General features: G+C 71.9%; 17 protein-coding genes and 1 pseudogene. 12 read left to right on the top strand and 6 right to left on the bottom strand.

The window, feature by feature from the left end; genetic code table 11:
* The first annotated feature begins 10 nt into the window (after positions 1-10).
* The 5 genes from ACFXAE_RS20440 (at position 11) to ACFXAE_RS20420 (ending at position 6,520) form a co-directional block, all read left to right on the top strand.
* Positions 11-1,234, top strand: a complete 1,224-nt coding sequence (locus ACFXAE_RS20440; RefSeq protein ID WP_384716539.1) for a DNA sulfur modification protein DndB — start codon at positions 11-13, stop codon at positions 1,232-1,234.
* Positions 1,235-1,305: 71 nt separating this feature from the next.
* Complete coding sequence (locus ACFXAE_RS20435) at positions 1,306-1,893, top strand: hypothetical protein (RefSeq protein ID WP_384716536.1); 588 nt, start codon at positions 1,306-1,308, stop codon at positions 1,891-1,893.
* A gap of 130 nt (positions 1,894-2,023) precedes the next feature.
* A complete protein-coding gene (locus ACFXAE_RS20430; protein ID WP_384716653.1) occupies positions 2,024-3,724 on the top strand; it encodes a hypothetical protein in 1,701 nt (566 codons plus the stop codon).
* Positions 3,725-3,773: 49 nt separating this feature from the next.
* On the top strand, positions 3,774-4,421 hold the full coding sequence (locus tag ACFXAE_RS20425) for a hypothetical protein (RefSeq protein ID WP_384716533.1): 648 nt from the start codon (positions 3,774-3,776) through the stop codon (positions 4,419-4,421).
* Positions 4,418-6,520, top strand: coding sequence for an Hsp70 family protein (locus tag ACFXAE_RS20420; RefSeq protein ID WP_384716530.1), 2,103 nt, complete (start codon positions 4,418-4,420; stop codon positions 6,518-6,520). Before ACFXAE_RS20425 ends, ACFXAE_RS20420 begins: the two co-directional genes overlap by 4 nt.
* 52 nt (positions 6,521-6,572) lie before the next feature.
* Here ACFXAE_RS20420 and ACFXAE_RS20415 read toward each other — a convergent pair whose 3' ends face one another.
* Positions 6,573-6,794: a hypothetical protein gene (locus ACFXAE_RS20415; protein ID WP_384716527.1), complete on the bottom strand. Its 222-nt coding sequence runs from the start codon at positions 6,792-6,794 to the stop codon at positions 6,573-6,575.
* Positions 6,791-7,126: a hypothetical protein gene (locus ACFXAE_RS20410; RefSeq protein WP_384716525.1), complete on the bottom strand. Its 336-nt coding sequence runs from the start codon at positions 7,124-7,126 to the stop codon at positions 6,791-6,793. Before ACFXAE_RS20410 ends, ACFXAE_RS20415 begins: the two co-directional genes overlap by 4 nt.
* A gap of 92 nt (positions 7,127-7,218) precedes the next feature.
* Here ACFXAE_RS20410 and ACFXAE_RS20405 point away from each other — a divergent pair, with 92 nt between their 5' ends.
* Entirely contained in the window at positions 7,219-7,659 is a 441-nt protein-coding gene (locus ACFXAE_RS20405; protein ID WP_384716522.1) for a hypothetical protein, read from the top strand.
* Here ACFXAE_RS20405 and ACFXAE_RS20400 read toward each other — a convergent pair.
* Positions 7,650-8,273 (bottom strand): HD domain-containing protein, encoded by a 624-nt coding sequence (locus tag ACFXAE_RS20400; protein ID WP_384716519.1) that lies wholly within the window; start codon positions 8,271-8,273, stop codon positions 7,650-7,652. The two genes, ACFXAE_RS20405 and ACFXAE_RS20400, sit on opposite strands and share 10 nt — an antisense overlap.
* A gap of 28 nt (positions 8,274-8,301) precedes the next feature.
* Entirely contained in the window at positions 8,302-11,169 is a 2,868-nt protein-coding gene (locus tag ACFXAE_RS20395) for an ABC transporter substrate-binding protein (protein ID WP_384716650.1), read from the bottom strand.
* A 311-nt stretch (positions 11,170-11,480) separates the two neighbouring features.
* Between ACFXAE_RS20395 and ACFXAE_RS20390 the strand changes: the two genes are divergently transcribed.
* The gene (locus tag ACFXAE_RS20390; protein WP_384716516.1) at positions 11,481-12,020 is read left to right on the top strand and encodes a hypothetical protein; all 540 of its coding nucleotides are present in this window, start codon (positions 11,481-11,483) and stop codon (positions 12,018-12,020) included.
* Positions 12,021-12,276: 256 nt separating this feature from the next.
* Here ACFXAE_RS20390 and ACFXAE_RS20385 read toward each other — a convergent pair whose 3' ends face one another.
* Positions 12,277-13,041, bottom strand: coding sequence for a CDP-alcohol phosphatidyltransferase family protein (locus tag ACFXAE_RS20385; RefSeq protein ID WP_384716513.1), 765 nt, complete (start codon positions 13,039-13,041; stop codon positions 12,277-12,279).
* A 108-nt stretch (positions 13,042-13,149) separates the two neighbouring features.
* Here ACFXAE_RS20385 and ACFXAE_RS20380 point away from each other — a divergent pair, with 108 nt between their 5' ends.
* The 5 genes and pseudogenes from ACFXAE_RS20380 to ACFXAE_RS20360 all read left to right on the top strand — a co-directional run.
* Positions 13,150-14,127: a zinc-binding alcohol dehydrogenase gene (locus ACFXAE_RS20380; RefSeq protein ID WP_384716510.1), complete on the top strand. Its 978-nt coding sequence runs from the start codon at positions 13,150-13,152 to the stop codon at positions 14,125-14,127.
* Positions 14,128-14,259: 132 nt separating this feature from the next.
* On the top strand, positions 14,260-14,658 hold the full coding sequence (locus ACFXAE_RS20375; protein WP_384716507.1) for a 6-pyruvoyl tetrahydropterin synthase family protein: 399 nt from the start codon (positions 14,260-14,262) through the stop codon (positions 14,656-14,658).
* Entirely contained in the window at positions 14,655-15,872 is a 1,218-nt protein-coding gene (locus tag ACFXAE_RS20370) for a glycosyltransferase family 4 protein (protein ID WP_384716504.1), read from the top strand. The genes ACFXAE_RS20375 and ACFXAE_RS20370 overlap by 4 nt, the downstream gene beginning before the upstream one ends.
* Entirely contained in the window at positions 15,869-16,897 is a 1,029-nt protein-coding gene (locus ACFXAE_RS20365; protein WP_384716502.1) for a trans-aconitate methyltransferase, read from the top strand. The genes ACFXAE_RS20370 and ACFXAE_RS20365 overlap by 4 nt, the downstream gene beginning before the upstream one ends.
* Positions 16,894-17,787: pseudogene (locus tag ACFXAE_RS20360) on the top strand (lysylphosphatidylglycerol synthase transmembrane domain-containing protein); the annotation flags it as partial. The gene ACFXAE_RS20365 and the pseudogene ACFXAE_RS20360, both read left to right, overlap by 4 nt.
* A 146-nt stretch (positions 17,788-17,933) precedes the next feature.
* Here the strand turns inward: ACFXAE_RS20360 and ACFXAE_RS20355 are convergent.
* Positions 17,934-18,755: a creatininase family protein gene (locus ACFXAE_RS20355; protein WP_384716499.1), complete on the bottom strand. Its 822-nt coding sequence runs from the start codon at positions 18,753-18,755 to the stop codon at positions 17,934-17,936.
* Positions 18,756-18,769: the final 14 nt, after the last annotated feature.

The raw sequence follows: 18,769 nt of genomic DNA, 5'->3' as shown, positions 1-18,769 counted from the left end.
GGGGAGTCCCATGCGTCTGACCATGCCGACCGCCGTCGTCGAGGGCACCCAGCTCACCGTCATGCCGTTCCGCGCCGACGCCGTCGTCGGGACGATGTCCGTGCCGACGCTCGTCCAGCTCGTGCCCTCGCCCCGCGCGGAGGAGGACCCGCGCAGGCTGAAGGCCGCGTCCGGCCTGGTGCGTCGGCACGCCGAGCTGCGGGCCACCGTGCAGCGCACGCTGAAGTCCTCGCAGAAGGGCAAGAACGTCGGCCCGTACGCCGAGTACATCGCCGCCGGGCTGAAGGGCGAGCTCGGCGCGGCCTGGTCCACGCCGCCGGTCACCCTCTGGCACGCCGGACCGCTCGCTGCGCTCAGCGACGAACTCCTCCCCGGCAGCGGCCTGCGCACCCTCACCGTCGCGCCGGGCACGATGGTCGTCGCCATCGACGGCGAGACCCAGACCACCGCCTGGCACGACCTCTACGACGACCCCGAGAAGTACGGCCTGACGTATCCCGAACTCGCCCAGGTGCGCCTGCCGTTCGAGCTGTACGTCGACCTCGCCCCCGCCGACGCGCGGCAGATCTTCTATGACCGCAACGTGCAGGGCGTGGACGTGGCCAAGAACCTGGCCATGTCCATGGACCAGCGCGATTACGGCACCCGGCTCGCGCACCTGGTCGCCGACTCGGTGAAGGTCGACGTGGACGGACAGCGCGTGCCGTTCAGCCGGCTTGTCAACGCGAGCAAGCGGCAGCTCGGTCGCGGAGACCGTGAGGTCGTCACGCTGTCCGCGCTGCGCAACCTCGTCGTCACCAGCATCTACGGCAAGGGTGGCATCGCACGTTCGGGCGAGTCGGTACAGGAGGAGGAACTTCCCGCCGGTGCCGAGGCCGGGGAGGTCGAGACCCTCGTCGTGCCATTGCTGGCGCGACTGATCACCGACCGGTTTTCCGAGTTCGCCGGTCGCAGCGCACTCACCGTCCCCGCGGTGCTTGCAGGGACGGGGATCGCCGTCCATCACACCCTGCCCTGGAGCGATGCCGCCTCCCGGATCACCGCCGAGGAACTGGACCGGCTGCTTGACGGCATCCGCTGGGAAAAGGAGGCGGCGTACTGGGACGGTGTCGCCGCCAAGGCCAATGCGTCGGGTCGCCTCAACTTCGGCGGTGTCAAGGACTCCGGCGGCCGAGTCGCCGACGCCATCCTCTACCCGGCGACCGAGGCGGGCCGGAAGATCCGCGGCTTCTGAACCCCGGCGCACGCCCGGACGCCCCACAGCGCACCCACCACGCACCACGTACGCCGGAAACGGAGCACGCCATGACCTTCCACCAGCCTCCCCCGCTCCCCGACCACACTCCTCAGGGAGCCGGCCCCTTCGGCCTCGGCACACCCACCGGTCCCGGACAGCCCGCCCCCAGCCGCAGACGGTGGCTGACGTACGGGGCGGTCGCGCTGGTCTCCCTGTTCATCGGCGTCGGCATCGGCGCCGGCAGCGGCTCGGCGGACACCGTCGAGGAGACCGCCGACACCAAGGCCGCACCCCGCCCCACGGTCACCGTCACCGAGACCGCCGAGGCCGAAGCCCCCGAACCCGCTCCCACCGTCACCGAGACGGTGACCGAGACGGTCACCGCCAAACCGAAGAAGACCAAGAAGCCCGGACCGGCGGCCGGTTTCTCCGGCGACGGCGAGTACCTGGTCGGCGAGGACATCAAGGCCGGCACCTACAAGACCGCCGGTCCGGTGGACGAGTTCGACTGCTACTGGGAGCGTGCGAAGGACGCCAGCGGCGAGTTCGACTCCATCATCACCAACAACAACCTCAGCGGCCAGGGCCGGGTGACGCTCAAAAGCGGGGAGTACTTCAAGACCAACGGGTGCCAGGAGTGGAAGAGGGTCGGCTGAGGCAGTGCGGGGCGTGCTTCCGTCCGGCACCGCACTCCGGGCCCCGGCGGGCATGCTACCTGCGAATTCGCTGTTCAGGGGAGGGGTGGGTGAAGTTCTCGTGCACGGTTACAGTGTCGGCGTGTACGACATGACGGACCCGGTCGCCGCCCGCCGCGCGGCGATAGCCGCCGAGAAGGAGCGCCTGGCCAGAGCGCGCGAGCGCCGGTCGAGCCAGGGCCAGGCCGGCGCGAGCGGCTTCGCCCAGCGGAAGTGGCGCTGGCTCGGCGTCAACGGCGGCGAAGCCGTCGACGCGGTGCTGGCGGTACTGCGGGACATCGTGGAGGCGCCCGCGCTGACGGACGACCAGCGGGACACGCTGGACCGGGCCGTCGCCGGGACGCCGGACCGCGAGACCCTGCTCCCGGCGGTCCGGGCGGGACTCGCCGCCCTGGAGCCGCACAGTGTTCTCGGACACCTGCGAAGCCTGTGGGCCGCCGAGGTGCGCTGGCTCAACGAGCCGGGAACGGAGCGGTGTCGGATCCTGTGCTCGACCGCTCCCGGCCTCGAACTGGTCAGCACGAGGTCCCGCGCGGTCTCGGGCGGACCCGCCTTCTCCCTGTTCGCCACCGCGGCCACCCGGGGCGCGATCCCCGTGCCGAACACGGTCCTGGCTCACGTCCTCCCCTGGGCTCCGCTCTCCGTCCTCGACGACCTCGTGGACCACGGGGGTCTGCTGGCCGAGGACGAGCCCTGGCAGGCACGCGGCGAGGAGGAAGCGCTCTACCTGCGGGCCCGCCTCACCCCGAACTCGATCGGTCCGCAGGAGGCCGAGCGGCTCGGATGGCAGGCCATGCTGCGCCGCAGGGCGTTCCTGGCCGACGAGACGATCATGAGGCAGGAACCCGAGGACGTGTGGGACCTGCTGTACGACGTCGTCAGGGACGGTCAGCTGTCGTCCCTGGACGCTCTGGACGCGGCGCTGCCGCGCGCCCAGCAGATCCAGTTGCGCGACCTCAGGTCCGGGGCGCTCGTCGGCCAGTGGGACGGCGACACCGTCCGCGACCGAGGACTGTGGAAGCTGATGGCCGCGCTGTGGCGGCCGACCGCACCCGTCGACCCCCGACGCAGTGACTTCTACGCCCTGGTCGCGCTCAACCGGGCCTACGACCTGCTGAGGTCCGGCGACCTGGAAGGGGCGGGCCGTCAGGCCGAGTCCTTCGTGCGGGAGCGCAGGAACGCCCCTTCCCCGCCCGCCGACCTCATGGACGAGGCGTACACCGTCGCCGCGTACGTCGCCGCCGTCACCTCACCCGAGACCGACAACGACCGTGCCGCGAGGGAGCAACTGGCCCTCGCCGAGACGTACGCCGAGAAGGCCGCGGAGAACGGTGACCCTGTCGCCCAGCGCAATCTCACGCAAGTGCGCACCTGGAGGGCCACGACGAAGAACAAACGGGGGATGATGACGAACCCGTTCCTCGAACTCGGCCTGGACCACGGGGAGGAGGGCTGGGACCGGCACTGCCGTGACCTCTTCCGCGAGTACGAGCGAGAGGGGGACCAGGCGGCCCAGGCCCGGCTCAACCTGGCGGAAGGCCGGATCGACGAGGCCGCGCGTCACGAGGCGGGGTTCGACGTCTTCTTCCGGGTGCCCCTCGACCGGTACCGGTACGACCTGCCCGACACCGTGCCCAGGCGACTGGTGCCGCCGCTGGAGCCGATGGCACGCCGGACCGCCCTCACGAGCGGCGCGGACCTCGAGTCCATCCGCGCCCTGGCGGCCGTCGAACTGCTCGACGACTTCCGCAGCACACCACCGCATCTCGACCGGCACGGGTCCACCCGCTGACGGTCCATCCCGACAGAACGCACGACGGTGAGCGAGGCGCAACCAGTCCATGGCCGCGAAAAAGAAGACCACGGCACGCAATGGGGAGAAAATCCCCAAGAACGAGCGTGCTCATCGCCCCTGCCCGCACTGCGGGCAGATACAGCCGGGCAAGAACCACGCGGACGCGCCGCACAAGCCCGGCGGACTGAAGCGCCGTAGGGAGAAGCGGCAGGAATCGGCGGAGCAGCCCGTCGTCGCACAGGGACAGGCCGCGCCCGAAGCGCCGGAGCCCATCGACGCCAAGACGATCATCCAGGGAGTCGTCGAGCGGGTACCCGCCGCCCTGGCGGACGCGAACGCCGGCGAGGCCCCGCCGCCCACCGCTCTGAACGTGGCGGTGCGCAAGGCGGTCCTCGACGAGTTCCGCACCCGTACCCAGTTCGCGGGACGCCTCGCGGAGGTCGACGCTCTCGTATGGGCGCAGACGGCGCACGGTGGCGACCTGCTGGGCGGGGCGATGCGGGAACACCTGCGGGCACTGCGCATCCTCCGGGTGGCCGAACCCGAGGAGAGCGACCGGTTCGTCGTCACCGAGGGCGAAGGCGAGGCGTTCGAGGTGCTGCGCCCGGCATACGTCGACGAAGTGACCGGAAAGGTCATTCTGGCCGGACACCTCCGGCGGGTGCCCGGTCCTGCAGCGGGGGAGGAAGAATGACGACGGGCATCGACTTCGGCACCACCAACTCGGTGGCCGCCCAGTGGAACGGCGAGTACGTCGAGATCCTGGAACTCGGTGGCCAGGGACTCGACGCGGACTGGGAGCGTCCCGGCTTCGAGAAGCTCTACCCCTCGGTGGTGGGCACCAGTTCCCTCCGCACCGGAGCGCTGTTCGGCTGGGAGGCCAAACTGCGGTCCGAGCAGGCAGTCGAGGCGTGCAAGCGGCTACTGCGCGAAGAGCCCCTCGTGACGGTCGGCGGGCGGCGGTTCGCCGCCACCACCGCGGCCGCCGGGGTGTTCCGCTCCATGGCCACCGCCGCCGAGGAGGAAGCCGCGACGGAGATCGGCGAGGCCGTGATCACCGTGCCGGCCAACGCCACGGGAGCGGCCCGCTTCCGTACCCGGGAGGCGGCGCGGGCGGCGGGCATCGCCGTCAAGACACTGCTGAACGAACCGACGGCCGCCGCCATCGCCTACGCGCACACCATGGAGGAGGACGGGGAGTTCCTCGTCTTCGACTGGGGCGGCGGGACCATGGACGCCACCCTGCTCCTGCACGACGACGGTTTCTTCGACGAGAAGGCCAGCCGCGGTGTCAACAAGCTCGGCGGTCTGGAGATCGACGCCCGGCTGCGTCGCATGGTGCTCGACCGGGCACCCGCGCGCAGGAAGTGGTCCGAGTCCGAACAGCGGCAGTTCGCCCTGGACATCGAGCGCAGCAAGATCCTGCTGTCCTCCCAGGAGTCCGTGCGGATCACCACGCCGGACGGCGTCGCCGTGGAGGTCGGCCAGGACGAGTTCTCCACCGCGATCCAGGACCTCATCAGCCGGGCGCTCGACCCCGTCGAGAAGTGTCTCGACCAGGCCCGTATCGATCCGAGTGAACTCAAGGCCGTGTTGATGATCGGCGGCAGCAGCCAGATCCCCGCCGTGCGCGACGCCGTGGCCGAAGCGCTGGACTGTGAACTCGTCGGCGCAGATCTCTGTCACCCGATGACCGCGGTCGCCGAGGGCGCCGCGATCTGCGCGGCCGCCATGGACGGCGAACTGAAGAGCATCATCCGTGTCGTCAACACGCACGCTCTCGGCACGGTCACCAAGGACCAGTACGGAAAGCGTGAGTTCAGCGCGCTGATCGACCGCAACCAGCGCCTTCCCCAGCAGCGGAAGAAGTCCTACCAGCCGTCCAGGGACGGCGTGTCCAGACTGACCGTCGAGGTGTGGGAAGGCGACCCCGACCGGCCCGTCAACCACCCCGACAACGTCAAACTCACCGAACTCGTCCTCACCTACCCGCCGCAGCACTCCCGGGTGGCCGAGGACGGCGCGTTCGACCTGGAGTACACCTACAGCAAGGAAGGCCTGCTGGCGGTCAGGGCCACACTGCAGAAGACCGGGCAGCCTGTCCTCGACGGCGAGGTCCGGGTCTTCGGTGACAGCACCGTTCCGCCGGAGATCGAGAGGGAGCTCAACGACCTCCTCTCGCTGCGCACGACCGGCCGCGAGGCGCCCCGGCCGACGCATCCCCAGTCCGTGCCGACGGCCCCGGCGCAGGGTCGGCCGAGCGACACGGCAGCGGCGGGAACGGCGGTCCGGCCCACGCCCGCGTCGCTCGCCCAGTCGGTCAGGGACGCCAAGCAGCCGGCCGCAGCCCTGGTGGTGGACGGCTCGAACCTTGCGTGGAACGGCCGTCCGCCCCGCTCCGCGGGTGGAAGGCCGAGCTTCCAGGCGCTGCAGGCCGCGATCAAGTCGCTGCGGTTCAAGAACCCCGACCGGGACATCCACGTCGTCGTCGACGCGACCCTGCGGCACGACGTCTCCGCCGAGGAGCGTCCGGCGGTGGAGGAGGCGATCGCCGCCGGTACCGTGGTGCAACCGCCGGCGGGCACCGAGGGCCGGGGAGACGCCCTCGTCATCAGCATCGCCGAAGAGGTGGGCGGAGTGATCGTCTCCAACGACAACTTCGCGCCCTTCCAGAAGGCCAGTCCCTGGCTCCTGGACAACGGTCGGGTGCTGGGGGCCACCCAGTCCCAGGGTGTCTGGGTCTTCAACCCACGCAGGCCCAACGTCGTCGGCTCCGCGGGCCGTCGTCACTGACGACGCCCTGACCGGGATGACGGCAGGAACCGTGATGCGGGCCGGCTGCGACTCAGCCGGCCCGCACCGTGCTGTAGCGGACCGGCCGGTCCGCCACCTTCACCAGCAGACCCTCGCTCGCGAGATCACGGAGGATCTGCCGAGTGCGCTTCTCCTGTGGACCGTGCCCCGCGTCGCGCAGTGCGCGCAGACCGCGTTCGGTGTCCCAGTGGCCGCCGTACGTGCGTACGGCCTTCTCCAGGTCGGCGCGCCGGCTGGAGTCCGGCTCGGTCAACGCTCCGCCCCCTGCGCCTGCTCGCCGATGGTGGCGGCGTGCGCCTTCTTCGTGTGGTTGGTGATGCTCGCCGGTGCGCCGGCGTAATCGCACGCCGGGCACTTCCGCCAGACGCCCTCGGACACCGCACGCGCGCTCACCGAGTGGCCGGGGCCGTATCCGTGTCCGTGCAGCAACTGGGCGACGGAGGAACCGTATTCGGCAGCGAGCAGCGCCGCCTCCGCCACCTTGTCGTGGCCGGGAGCGAAGAACGATCCGGTGCCGACCTTCTTGGCGCAGCCGCACCAGCAGGTGCCGGTGGGGGTGAGGTTGGGGAGAGACTTCGTCGTCATGCGGTCACAGTAGATCAACGGACGTGACGGTTCGGGGTCTTTGCCGGGTTGCCGTGAAGGACACCGGCACGGGGCCTCGTAGCCTTCTGATCATGGCCGACGTCTACGAACTGCAGCTCACGCTCGACCTGCCGGGTTCGCTCCCGCCGCGGGACCTCGCCCTGCTCCGCTGGCACCTGGGGGAGGAGGGCGGCCGGCAGGACGACGGTTACGCGTACCCCCTCTGGGGGGACCGGGGGCCGGCGCTGCGGATCGGGGGCGCGCTGGTCGGGCAGCTGTGCTCCGACGGGCCGCAGTGGGCGCTGACCGTGCGGCAGGAGGCGCATCCCGACGAGTTCGACGACCTGCGCCGGATGGTGCTGTGGCTCGGCGCGCGCACGACGACCGTGGGCACCGTCGGATACCTCCGTTTCCACGAGTCCCACGTCCCCGATGTGCTGGTCGCGGAGGCGGGGGTCGTCCGCAGCGCCGTCCTGCGGGTGGAGAAGGTCCTGGAGTCGGCGACCGAGGTGATCCCCGACCCCTACGCGTGAACCGCGGCCGCCCCGGAGCCTCCCTCCGCGCCTCCCCCGTACGGCACCGGCCGGTCGAGGTCCGGGTCACCGAACTCCGCGCGCAGGGCCGCGAACGCGGTCACCTTCTCCTCGCCGAAGCGGCGGACGTGGGCGGCGTACGCGTCGGGGGAGAGGAACGCCGACGGCCGGGACTTGCTGTGGAACTTGTCCGCGTACATCACCAGCCGCTCCTCCCGCGTCACCGCGAGGTAGTCGACGGGAGGGATCGGAAGACCCTGGCGCAGGACGTCGTCCTTCGTGACCCCCACCCCGGTGTGGTGGGAGCAGAACCGGCACAGGGGCTCCGGGAGGCCCTCCTCCGCGAGGAGTTCGTGGCCGAGCAGTCCGTGGCGGACGTAGTTCGCGTGGTCCAGGCGGCCGTCGTCGCCGTAGAGGCGGTAGACGCCGATGTCGTGGAGGAGGCAGCCGGCACGGACCAGTTCGGCGTCGACGTCGAGGCGCGAGGCCGAGATGAGCCGCTCGGCGACGCTCCAGACGATCTCGCAGTGCGTGTGGACGAGCGTGAACGCCTCGGCGTTGGGCGCGTGCTTCTGGTGCAGCGCGCGGATCTCTTCGGGTCCCGGAATCCTCACCCGGGGAGCGTAACAACCGCCGGCCCGCTCACTCGATGGAGCACTCCCTCACATCGAGCGGCTCGGTGCTGCCGGCCGGTCTGCTGCACAGGACCTCCGCCTTCGAGACCCCCTCGCCGGTTCGGCGGACCCGGTTGAGGACGATGCTGTGGCCGTGCCGTTCCTCGTACAGGGGTGCGTCGGTGAAGTCGATCGTCCCGGTGGCCATTCCGTCGAGCCTGACGTTCCTGAGGTTGACCCAGGTCGCCGCGCGGCTCTGGCGTACGTCCCCGAGGCTGGCCGCCCAGTACAGGGCGCGCGTGGCGTCGTGGGAGAGGGCGGTCTGCCCGCTCGCGAAGTCGGCGGCGTCGTACGTGGCCCTCCCGTCCTCCAGCCAGGGGAGGTAGTTGGCGGCGTCCTCGTAGAAGGCGGTCCTGGACGCGGCCTCCTTCAGCTCGGCCAGGGCCGCGTGGTACAGCGTGATCCGCGGAGCCACGCCGTCGCGGCCGCCCGTGCCGGAGAACCGGGCCTTGCTCAGGTCGTCGCCCGTGAGGATCGAGATCTGCCGGTTCGCGCAGCCCGGTTCGGTGCTCAGCTGCGTCATCAGCGGTCCGATGTCCTCGACCCGCCCGGCGAAGTAGATCACCGAGGGAACGTCCTCGCCCCGGCAGATGCTCTCCGCGTGCAGCCGCAGCTCGGGCTTGCCGTTCGCCACCCGGTAGCGCCGCGCGGGAAGCAGCCGGAAGCCCTCCCGCTTCAGCATCTCCCCGCCGTACAGGGCCTGTTCGTCGGTGTAACGGTCCTGCGACTCCTTGGTGTCGCGGGCCAGGACCAGGGAGTGCGGGGCGCTGTCCCCGGTGCGCAGCTGGCGGGCTACGAGACCGAGTGCCTCGGCCTGGTGCTCGTCGGGGGCCGCGAGGCTGAGCCAGTTGGAGAACTCCTTCGGCAGGTAGGTCGCCGAGTTGGTGCCGGAGACGATGGGCAGTCCCACGGCGTGGAGCCGGCGCGTGACGTCGGGGCTGCTCTGCAGGTCGCGGCCGAAGCCGACGACGCCGACGACGGTCGGGTCGCGGTCGGCGTACTCGGCGATCGCGTCGGCGGTGACACGCTGGTGCCCCATGTCCGCGCCGCCGTTGGCGAGCAGCACCCGCAGTTTCACCGTGTAGTTCTCGTTGACGACGCGCTGCGCGAGGTACACGCCGGTCAGCTCCTCGGCGCCCTTGACCAGGGACGGGTCCACCGAGGAGGAGCTCAGCGGCCCCGCGTACACCACCGTGACGTAGTCGTCCGGGTGGTCGCGCAGAACCTCGGCGTTCTCGGCGCGCACCAGCCTCTCCAGCTCCTGCAGCCGCTTGCCCTCCCCGGTGGTTCCGCCGCTCAGGTGCGCGCCGAACCGGACGTCTCCGGTGGCTATGCCGACGCACTCCGTGCCGCCGCCGGGCGCGGGACGGCGCTCGGTGTCGCGGTCGGCGGTCAGCAGGCCCGCCGAGCAGTACGTCCGGTGCAGTTCGCGGGCGTGGACGACACCAGCGGTGACGACCAGGGCGAGGACGAGGAGCAGGCTGTGCACCGACCACACCACGCGGGCCACGGGCGGCCGGTGTCTCGCCCTGACGCACCGCCAGTCCGGCTGCCGCAGCTCCACCAGCTCGCCGGGAGGCAGCGGGATCCTGAGCACCCAGGGCAGGGCGTTCGTCCTGCTCGGCGACTGATCGGCCCGGAGGTTCCCGGCCCATTCGTCGTACCAGTGCCGCAACCGCTGCGGGAGACGCGAGGGCTGGGACGAGGGCTGGGACGGGGGCTGCCGCGGCCGGTCGAGCGGAGGACGCGCGTCGGTGTCCCGGTCGAGCAGTGCCGCGTCGCCCGCCGCCACACCCGCCACGATCAGCAGCGGGTCGAGCTCACTGCGCCGGCTGCGGACGTCGCTGACCGCCCTGATCAACTCTATGCCGCCGTTCTCCCGGCCTGCTCGGCGCAGGAACAGCACCGGCGGGCGCGTCCGTTTGAATCCCCGCAGATCCCAGCTGCCGCGCCGGTGGTTGTCGCGCAGGTCCTCGAAGAGCGCCAGCACGTACAGCTGGAGGGGGAACGGGCCGCCCTCGCGCATGGCCTCGGCCACGTCGTAGGCGCGGGCCGCTATGGCCCGCCAGGAGCGGACGGGCCGCAGCAGCCGCACGCTGGTCGACTGGCGGCGGGCGGCGGACTGGAGGAACGTCGTGGTCAGGAACCACCGGCTCTCCCTGCGCAGCCACAGGAAGAGGGGAGCGCGCCCCGGGACGTGGTTCAGACCGGCGAGGAGGACCATCAGTCCGATGCCCGCCAGGACGGCGATGTACCACTCGGGGCGGGTGAGCAGCGCGGTGAAGGCACCCAGGACGCCCATGGGCAGGAACTGCTGCACGTCGTTGAGCAGCATGAGCCGGTTCTCGCGCACGGGTCTGCGGGGACGCCAGCGCTGTCGGGCCAGGATGCGCAGCAGGTGTGTCTGGGCCCGTTCCCGCTGGGCGTTCCCGTCCGGGGTGCCGCCGGGGGCGGTCGGCCAGTGCTCGCGCATCTCCGGGTCGTCGGTGGCCTCCTGGAGGGCGCGCACCAGGTTGAGGCGGGGGAAGGAGTAGGGGCGGTAGGAGGCGGAACGGTCACCCCATTTCCCGGGGTCGCCGAGGTCGGCCAGGAGCCGCGCGGCCCGGGTGGTGGGATCGAGATCCCCCGGCTGCGGCTCGGTCGGGGCGACGGCCAGGCGGGTGCCGTGACGCTGCTGCCCCTCGCTCAGCTCGTCGACGAGTTCGGTGACCCGGCCGTCGTCGGCGGGGTCCTCGGTGTGCAGCACGATCACCGGCATCGGAGGATCACTGGTCCGGAAGTCCTGGATCAAGGACTCCAGCTGTCGCTGGACGTCGATCCCCGCCTCGGTCGACATGCCCGGGTGACCGCCCGGGCAGTCCTGAGGGAAGTTCTGGTCATGGCCGTGCATGGACACCCCCCGTGGTCGTAAGACACATGTGTCACAAGCGCCTTGTGAGGATAACTCCCACCCCTGACAACCGTCCTCGGCGCAACAACGGTCCGTCGGGGCGGTGATGCCGTGGCCGGTGGTGTCGCCGTCGGCGGACAGCGTCACACGATCGGGTGGTGCTGTGCGATGCGGGCACGTGCGGGGCGGGTGGTCCGTTCGATCCGGTGACGGGAACATCTCCCGTCCTGACACGACACGGACGACCGGAGCGCATCATGAGCCTGCACTTCCACCGCAACCCCGACGGCACGACGACCGGGCGGAACGAGGCCACCGGCTTCACCGTGACGCACGCCGAAGAGGAGGAGGTGAAGCGGCAGTTGTACGAGGACGCGGGGTGGGCGTACACGCCGCCACCGCCTCCGGTCCCGCCGGGGTTCCACCGGTTCGCCCTGGTGCACGACGAGTTCGAGCACACCGGGTTCGGGGACGAGCGGTACGCGGGGCCGAGGGCGCGTCCACCGGAGGGGTGTGTGCCGGTCGACCGGGGCTGCTTCGCACTGAAGTGCGAGCGGCCGGGGAGGACGCTGCTGGACGCGGTCGCCGGTACCGTCGCGGAGGTCCGCCGTGAGCACGGGCTGGTGATGAACAGCCTGGGTGTCGAGAAGCCGGATGAGTGGTACGGGGTCGACCGCAACGGCCATGCGGGGGTGATCGCCGCTCACCTGATGCTGACGGCGATCCACCGGGCCCGCGTGCTCGGCTACGGGCGCAAGGACCTGGTCCGGCTCCTCGACGCGGCGGGTCTCGAGTAGCGAGCAGGCGGCGGGGCAAGGGGACGGGAGCCCCGAGGCCATACAGTGGGCGGTGGGAAATCCGGCCCGGCGACTCGGCTGCCGGCACCTTGCCGGACGAGGGGTTGCCGCCCACGGTGCGAGGCAGCAGCCGCCGGCCTGCCCGGGCCACATGGCCGGCACGGAGGGCGGACCGGACCGCACTGCCATGGTTGCGCGACACCCGGTTGTGAAGCGCCCGCCCATGGAACGGCGGGCCCGCACTCCTGGCCGGCCGTCAGCTCGTGACCAGTTCCCGCCGCACCTCGGGCGCGGCGGGAGCCGTCTCTGTCCTGGACGTCCGCCACAGCCACAGCACATCCCGGCCGAACGACCACACCAGCAGTCCCAGTGCCAGTACCACCACACCGACGTTGACCGCGTGGGGCAGCAGTGCCGCGCCCGCCGTCAGCAACAGCACGCCCTGGAGCGCGGCCACCGTCTTGCGGGCCGTGCTCGGCGGGAGCGGGGCGGTCAGCCAGGGCCGGACACGTGCGGCGGCCACGAAGACGTACCGCATCCCGCCGATCAGCAGCACCCACGGGCCCATCGTCATCGACACGTACACGCTCAGCACGAGGATGAGGAACGCGTCCACCTCCATGTCGAAGCGGGCGCCCAGCGGCGTCGACGTACCGGTCCTGCGTGCCACCTTGCCGTCCACGCCGTCCAGGATCAGCGCCACGGCGGTCAGGCCGACGAAGAGGGAGACGGGCGGTGAGTCCTGGAACGAGTCGGCGACCAGCGCGGTCACCCCGCCCACCAGGGTGGCGCGGCCGAGCGTGACCCGGTTCGCCGGGCCGAAGGAGCGCAGCCGGGACCGGTGCAGGGCCCGGGAGAGCACCGCCCAGGTGGCGATCGCGAACGCGAGGCCGGTCAGCCAGCCCGCGGGACCCATGCCGATCGCCGTACCGATCAGGGCCAGCAACAGGATCTGTACGCCCGCCCCCACGGCGGTCTCCTGCTGTACGAGCCTCGCGTCGTAACTGTTGTTCAGGGCCACCGAGCATCCTCCGGCCGTATGACAGAGTCGATCAACGCCGCTACCTTGTGCGCGGCCTGTGCACCACTCGGTACGCGCGCGGCTTCCCGATCGTTCAGGAGGACTTCGATGAACCGCACCGCACGTGCGTTCTGGCTCGACTCGCCCGGACGAGGGGTGATCCGTGAGGTCGCCCTGCCCGCACCCGGCGCGGACGAGGTGCTGGTGCGTTCGCTCTGCTCCGGGATCAGCCGGGGCACGGAGACGCTCGTCTTCCGCGGCGGGGTGCCGGAGAGCCAGCACGCCGTCATGCGGGCGCCGTTCCAGGAGGGCGGCTTCCCGGCCCCCGTGAAGTACGGCTACCTCAACGTGGGCGTGGTGGAGGAGGGACCCGAGGCGCTCGCCGGACGGACCGTGTTCTGCCTGTACCCGCACCAGACGCGGTACGTCGTCGCGGCGGACGCCGTCACACCCGTGCCCGACGGAGTGCCCGCCGGGCGGGCCGTGCTCGCCGGCACCGTGGAGACCGCCGTCAACGCGTTGTGGGACGCCGCGCCGCTGGTCGGCGACCGGATCGCCGTCGTCGGCGGCGGGATGGTCGGCTGCTCGGTGGCCGCGCTGCTGGCCCGGTTCCCCGGCGTACGGGTGCAGCTCGTCGACGTCGACCCGGCGCGCGCGAAGACCGCGGCGGCGCTCGGCGTCGGTTTCGCGCTGCCCGGGGACGCGCTCGGCGAATGCGACCTGGTCGTGCACGCCAGCGCCACCGAGCAGGGACTGAGCCGGGCGCTCGAACTGCTCCGCGCCGAGGGAACCGTCGTCGAACTGAGCTGGTACGGCGACCGGAAGGTGAGCCTCCCGCTGGGCGAGGCCTTCCACTCCCGGCGACTGACCGTCCGCGGCAGCCAGGTCGGCACCGTCTCCCCGGCCCGCGCGCACCGCGGCTACGCCGACCGGCTCGCCCTCGCACTCGACCTGCTCGCCGACCCCGCCCTCGACGCCCTCGTCACCGGCGAGTCCGCCTTCGAGGACCTGCCCGACGTCATGCCCCGTCTCGCCTCCGGAGAGATCCCGGCCCTGTGCCACCGCGTGCGCTACGACACCCCGTAGCGGCACCGGCACGCCTGACCTGAGAAAAGACGTGGCGGACGCTGAACAGGGGAAGGCGGTCAGCCGTACTACACGGCATCCCCGTCGCAGATCGGCCGGGGAGCAGACGCGCCGCACCTGGAGGGTCGTCCGTTGTTCAGCATCACCGTCCGCGATCACATCATGATCGCCCACAGCTTCCACGGCGAGGTCTTCGGACCGGCCCAGCGCCTGCACGGGGCCACGTTCCTCGTGGACGCCACCTTCCGGCGCGAACAGTTGGACGAGGACAACATCGTCGTCGACATCGGCCTGGCCACGCAGGAACTCGGGGCCGTCGTCGGCGGGCTGAACTACCGCAATCTCGACAACGAGCCCGACTTCGCGGGGGTCAACACCTCCACGGAGTACCTGGCCAAGGTCATCGCCGACCGGCTCGCCGAACGCATCCACAAAGGGGCGCTGGGCGAGGGCGCCAAGGGCATCGCGGGCATCGCCGTCACCCTGCACGAGTCGCACATCGCCTGGGCGAGTTACGAGCGTGCCCTGTGACCGACACGACCCTGGACGTGCCCGGCACGGCCGTCGACCGGGCCCAGGCCGCCCGCCTGGACTACGTTCCGGTGCAGGCGGCCCTTCCGAGGAACGGCGGGATCATCCCCATGTCCCTGCGCTCCGTGCACTTCGTGATGCCGGGCGGCGTCGACGACCCGGCCGCGCCCAGCGGCGGCAACGCCTACGACCGGCGCGTCTGCCTGGACCTGCCCGGCTTCGGCTGGCAGGTGCACCGGCACGCCGTGGCCGGTGACTGGCCCCGGCCGGACGCCGCCGCCCGCGCGGAACTCGCCCGCACCCTGCGCGAGCTGCCGGACGGCGCCGTCGTCCTGCTCGACGGGCTGGTCGCCTGCGGGGTGCCCGAGATCCTCGTCCCCCAGGCGGAGGAGGGGCGGCTGCGCATGGCCGTCCTCGTGCATCTGCCGCTCGGCGACGAGACCGGGCTCGACGCGGCCGTCGCCGCCGAACTGGACGCCCGCGAGCGCACGGTGCTGCGGGCCGTGCCCGCGGTGATCGCCACCAGCGACTGGGCCGTACGACGTCTCGTCTCCCACCACGGCCTGGCCCCCGAGCGCGTCCATGTCGCCGCCCCCGGCGCGGACATCGCGCCCCTCGCGCCCGGTACCGACGGCGTCTCGCGGCTGTTGTGCGTGGCCGCCGTGACCCCGCGCAAGGGACAGCACCGTCTTGTGGAGGCCCTGGCGGCGGTGGCCGACCTGCCGTGGAGCTGCGCGCTCGTCGGGGGACTCGGACAGGACCCCGCATACGTCGCCCATCTGCGGAACCTCATCCGCGAACACGGCCTCGAGGACCGGCTGGAACTGACCGGCCCGCAGGCCGGCGCGGACCTCGACGCCAGCTATGCCGCCGCCGACCTCATGGTGCTCACCTCGTACGCCGAGACGTACGGCATGGCGGTCACCGAGGCACTGGCGCGCGGCATCCCGGTGCTGGCGACCGACGTCGGCGGGCTGCCCGAGGCGGTCGGCCGCGCACCCGACGGAGGAGTGCCCGGCATCCTCGTCCCGCCGGAGAACCCCGCCGCCCTCGCCGCCGAACTGCGCGGCTGGTTCGGCGAGGCGGACGTGCGGCGCCGGCTCAAGGCCGCCGCCCGCAGCCGGCGGGCCGCGCTCGGCGGCTGGGCGAGCACCGCACAGAGCCTGGCGGCGGTACTGCGCCGGCTTCCCACCGAACCGCGGAGGGCCGCATGACGAAACCGGCGACCACCACCCAGCACGGCGGGACGGTTCCGGCCCGGCCCGGCCCCAGGGACGTCGTACCTCGAGGGGGCACCGTGGAACCCGGCACCACCTCCGCCGGACCGTCCGTCATCCCCGGCGCCGGCCCCGCGCCCCGCCCCGGCGAACGGGCCACCCTGCGGCTGCGGGACACCGGCGGCGACGAACCGGCCCGCTACGCCCCCGAGTGGCTCCAGCTGCGCGAACCGGCCGACGCCGCCGCCCGCGCGTACGACCTGCTCGACCCGCTGCGCATCCGGCTCGCCGATCTGCCGCGCCGGGCCGACGGACTCGTCATCCACGACATCGGCTGCGGCACCGGTTCGATGGGCCGCTGGCTCGCCCCCCATCTCGACGGTGCCCAGCACTGGGTCCTGCACGACCGGGACCCCTACCTCCTGCACTTCGCCGCCGTCGCCTCCCCGCGCTCCGCCGCCGACGGCAGCCATGTCACCGTCGAGACCCGGCGCGGTGACATCGCCCGGCTCACCCCGGACGCGCTGGCCGGCGCCTCCCTGGTGACGGCGTCCGCGCTGCTCGACGTCCTCACCCGCGAGGAGGTCGCCGCCCTCGCCGCCGCCTGCACGGGAGCCGGCTGTCCGGCCCTGCTGACGCTGTCGGTGGCCGGACGGGTGGAGCTGACCGAGCCGCATCCGCTGGACCAGGAGATCACGGAGGCATTCAACGCCCATCAGCGCCGGGGCGGACTGCTCGGTCCGGACGCGGTCACGGTCGCCGCCGAGGTCTTCGCCGAACACGGCGCGACCGTACGGCTCGACCCGAGCCCCTGGCGGCTCGGCCCCGGGCAGGCCGAGCTGACCGAGCAGTGGCTGCGGGGCTGGGTCGGCGCGGCGGTGGAGGAGCGGCCGGAACTGGCGTCGCGTGCCGACGGATATCTGGCCGAGCGGCTGGAGGCTTGTGCGGCGGGGGAGTTGCGGGTCGTCGTCCATCACAGTGATCTGCTTGCTCTGTGCCGGCCGGTGGACGGGACCGCATGAGTGCGCGGTTCCGCGGTGTTCCGGCCCGGCTCAGCACCCCTGTCGTACGCACCCGGCTCGGCACGCTCGGCGGTGTCGTGATCCTCGCGGTTCTGCTGTGGCGCGTCGACACAGGGGTCCTGGTGGAGGGGCTGCGCCGTATCGACGGGCCGACGCTGCTCGCGGGACTCGGGATCGGGCTGGTGACCACCGTGTTCAGCGCGTGGCGCTGGGCGCTGGTCGCTCGGGGGATCGGGATCCGTCTGCCGCTGGGGGCCGCTGTCGCCGACTACTACCGTGCCCTGTTCCTCAACGCGGCGCTGCCCGGGGGCGTGTGGGGCGACGTCCACCGGGCCGTGCGGCACGGGCAGAGCGCCGGGGACATGGGGCGGGGGGTGCGGGCGGTGGTGCTGGAGCGGACCGCCGGGCAGCTCGCGCTGTTCGCCGTGGGGGCGGTGGTGCTGGTGAGCATGCCGTCGCCGGTGCTCGATGAAGTGCGGCAGGCCGCGCCGGTGGTGGGACTCGGTGCGCTGGGGGCCTGTGCGGTGGTGCTGGCGGTGCGGATGAACCGGGCGCCGGGGCGGCGGGCCGGGCGGGGGGTGCTGGCCGAGGCGCGTGAGGGGTTGTGCTCGCGTCGTAACGCGCCCGGTGTTCTTGTGTCGTCCGCGGTCGTACTGGCCGGGTACGTCGGGATGTTCGTTCTCGCCGCCCATGTCGCCGGGGCGGGCGCGTCGGTGGTTCAGCTGTTGCCGCTCGCCGTGCTGGCGTTGCTGGCCATGGGGCTGCCGTTGAACGTGGGCGGGTGGGGGCCCCGGGAGGGGGTCACCGCCTGGGCGTTCGGGGCGGCTGGGCTCGGGGCGGGGCGGGGGCTGACCGTCGCGGTCGTCTACGGGGTGCTCAGTCTGGTGGCCAGCCTGCCGGGTGTGGTGGTGCTGGTCGGCCGGTGGTACGCGGGGGTGCGGGGTGGCGGGCCCGGTGTTCTCGCCCCCGCCGCCCCTTCCCGTCCCATCCCCGGGGGCTACGCCCCCGGACCCCCTGTCGGCCTTCGGCCTCGTCCTCAGACGCCGGACGGGCTGGGATGTGTCCCTCGTTCCCGGACTTCCCCGGACGGGCCGGAAGGTGAGGTCAGCAGTGAGAAATACGCGGCGAACGAATCCGCCAGGCTTGCCAGGATTTCCCTGCCCTTTTCCGCCGTGCCCAGAGAAGGGCGGCCGATGACGCCCGAATCGGTGTAGGCGGACATGCCCGTGGTGAGGAGGTGGCGGCGGTCGTCCGCTGTGTGATCGGAGGTCTCATAACCGGGGCGGAGTGATTCGGGATGTGTGTGCAGAAGAATGGAGGTCTCGATTTCTCCCGCGTGCATGTCGGTGAGGAGGGACGTGGCGACGCCGGCCCGTACACGCGCCGTCTCCCAGTCCTCCGGGGCCGGGAACAGCGCCATTCGCTCGCCGCGGGCGGAGGATTCCTGGACGACGTTGCCCAGGACGTAGTTTCCGCCGTGCCCGTTGACCAGCACCAGGGTGTCCACGCCCGACCTGCGGAGCGAGTCGGCGATGTCCCGTATCACCGCGTGGAGCGTGACGGAGGAGAGGGAGACGGTTCCCGGCCAGGCCGCGTGCTCGTGGGAGCAGGAGATCGTCACCGGAGGGAGGAGGTGCACCGGGTGGGCGTCGGCGATCTCCCGCGCGATCGCACAGGCGACCAGCGTGTCGGTCGCCAACGGCAGGAACGGGCCGTGCTGCTCGAAACTCCCGACCGGAAGTACCGCGATCTGCCGTGAGACGCCGGCTCCCCGATTGCGTACATCCTCTGTAGTATCCGCCGGCAACAGACCGTGCACCGGGCCGTATGCCGCCGACCGCTTTTGTGAACCACCCATATCGTCACGGCCTT

The organism is Streptomyces sp. NPDC059454 (genome assembly GCF_042749965.1).
In the GTDB taxonomy this organism is placed as follows: Bacteria; Actinomycetota; Actinomycetes; order Streptomycetales; family Streptomycetaceae; genus Streptomyces.
This window is presented reverse-complemented; position numbering and strand designations above follow the sequence as displayed.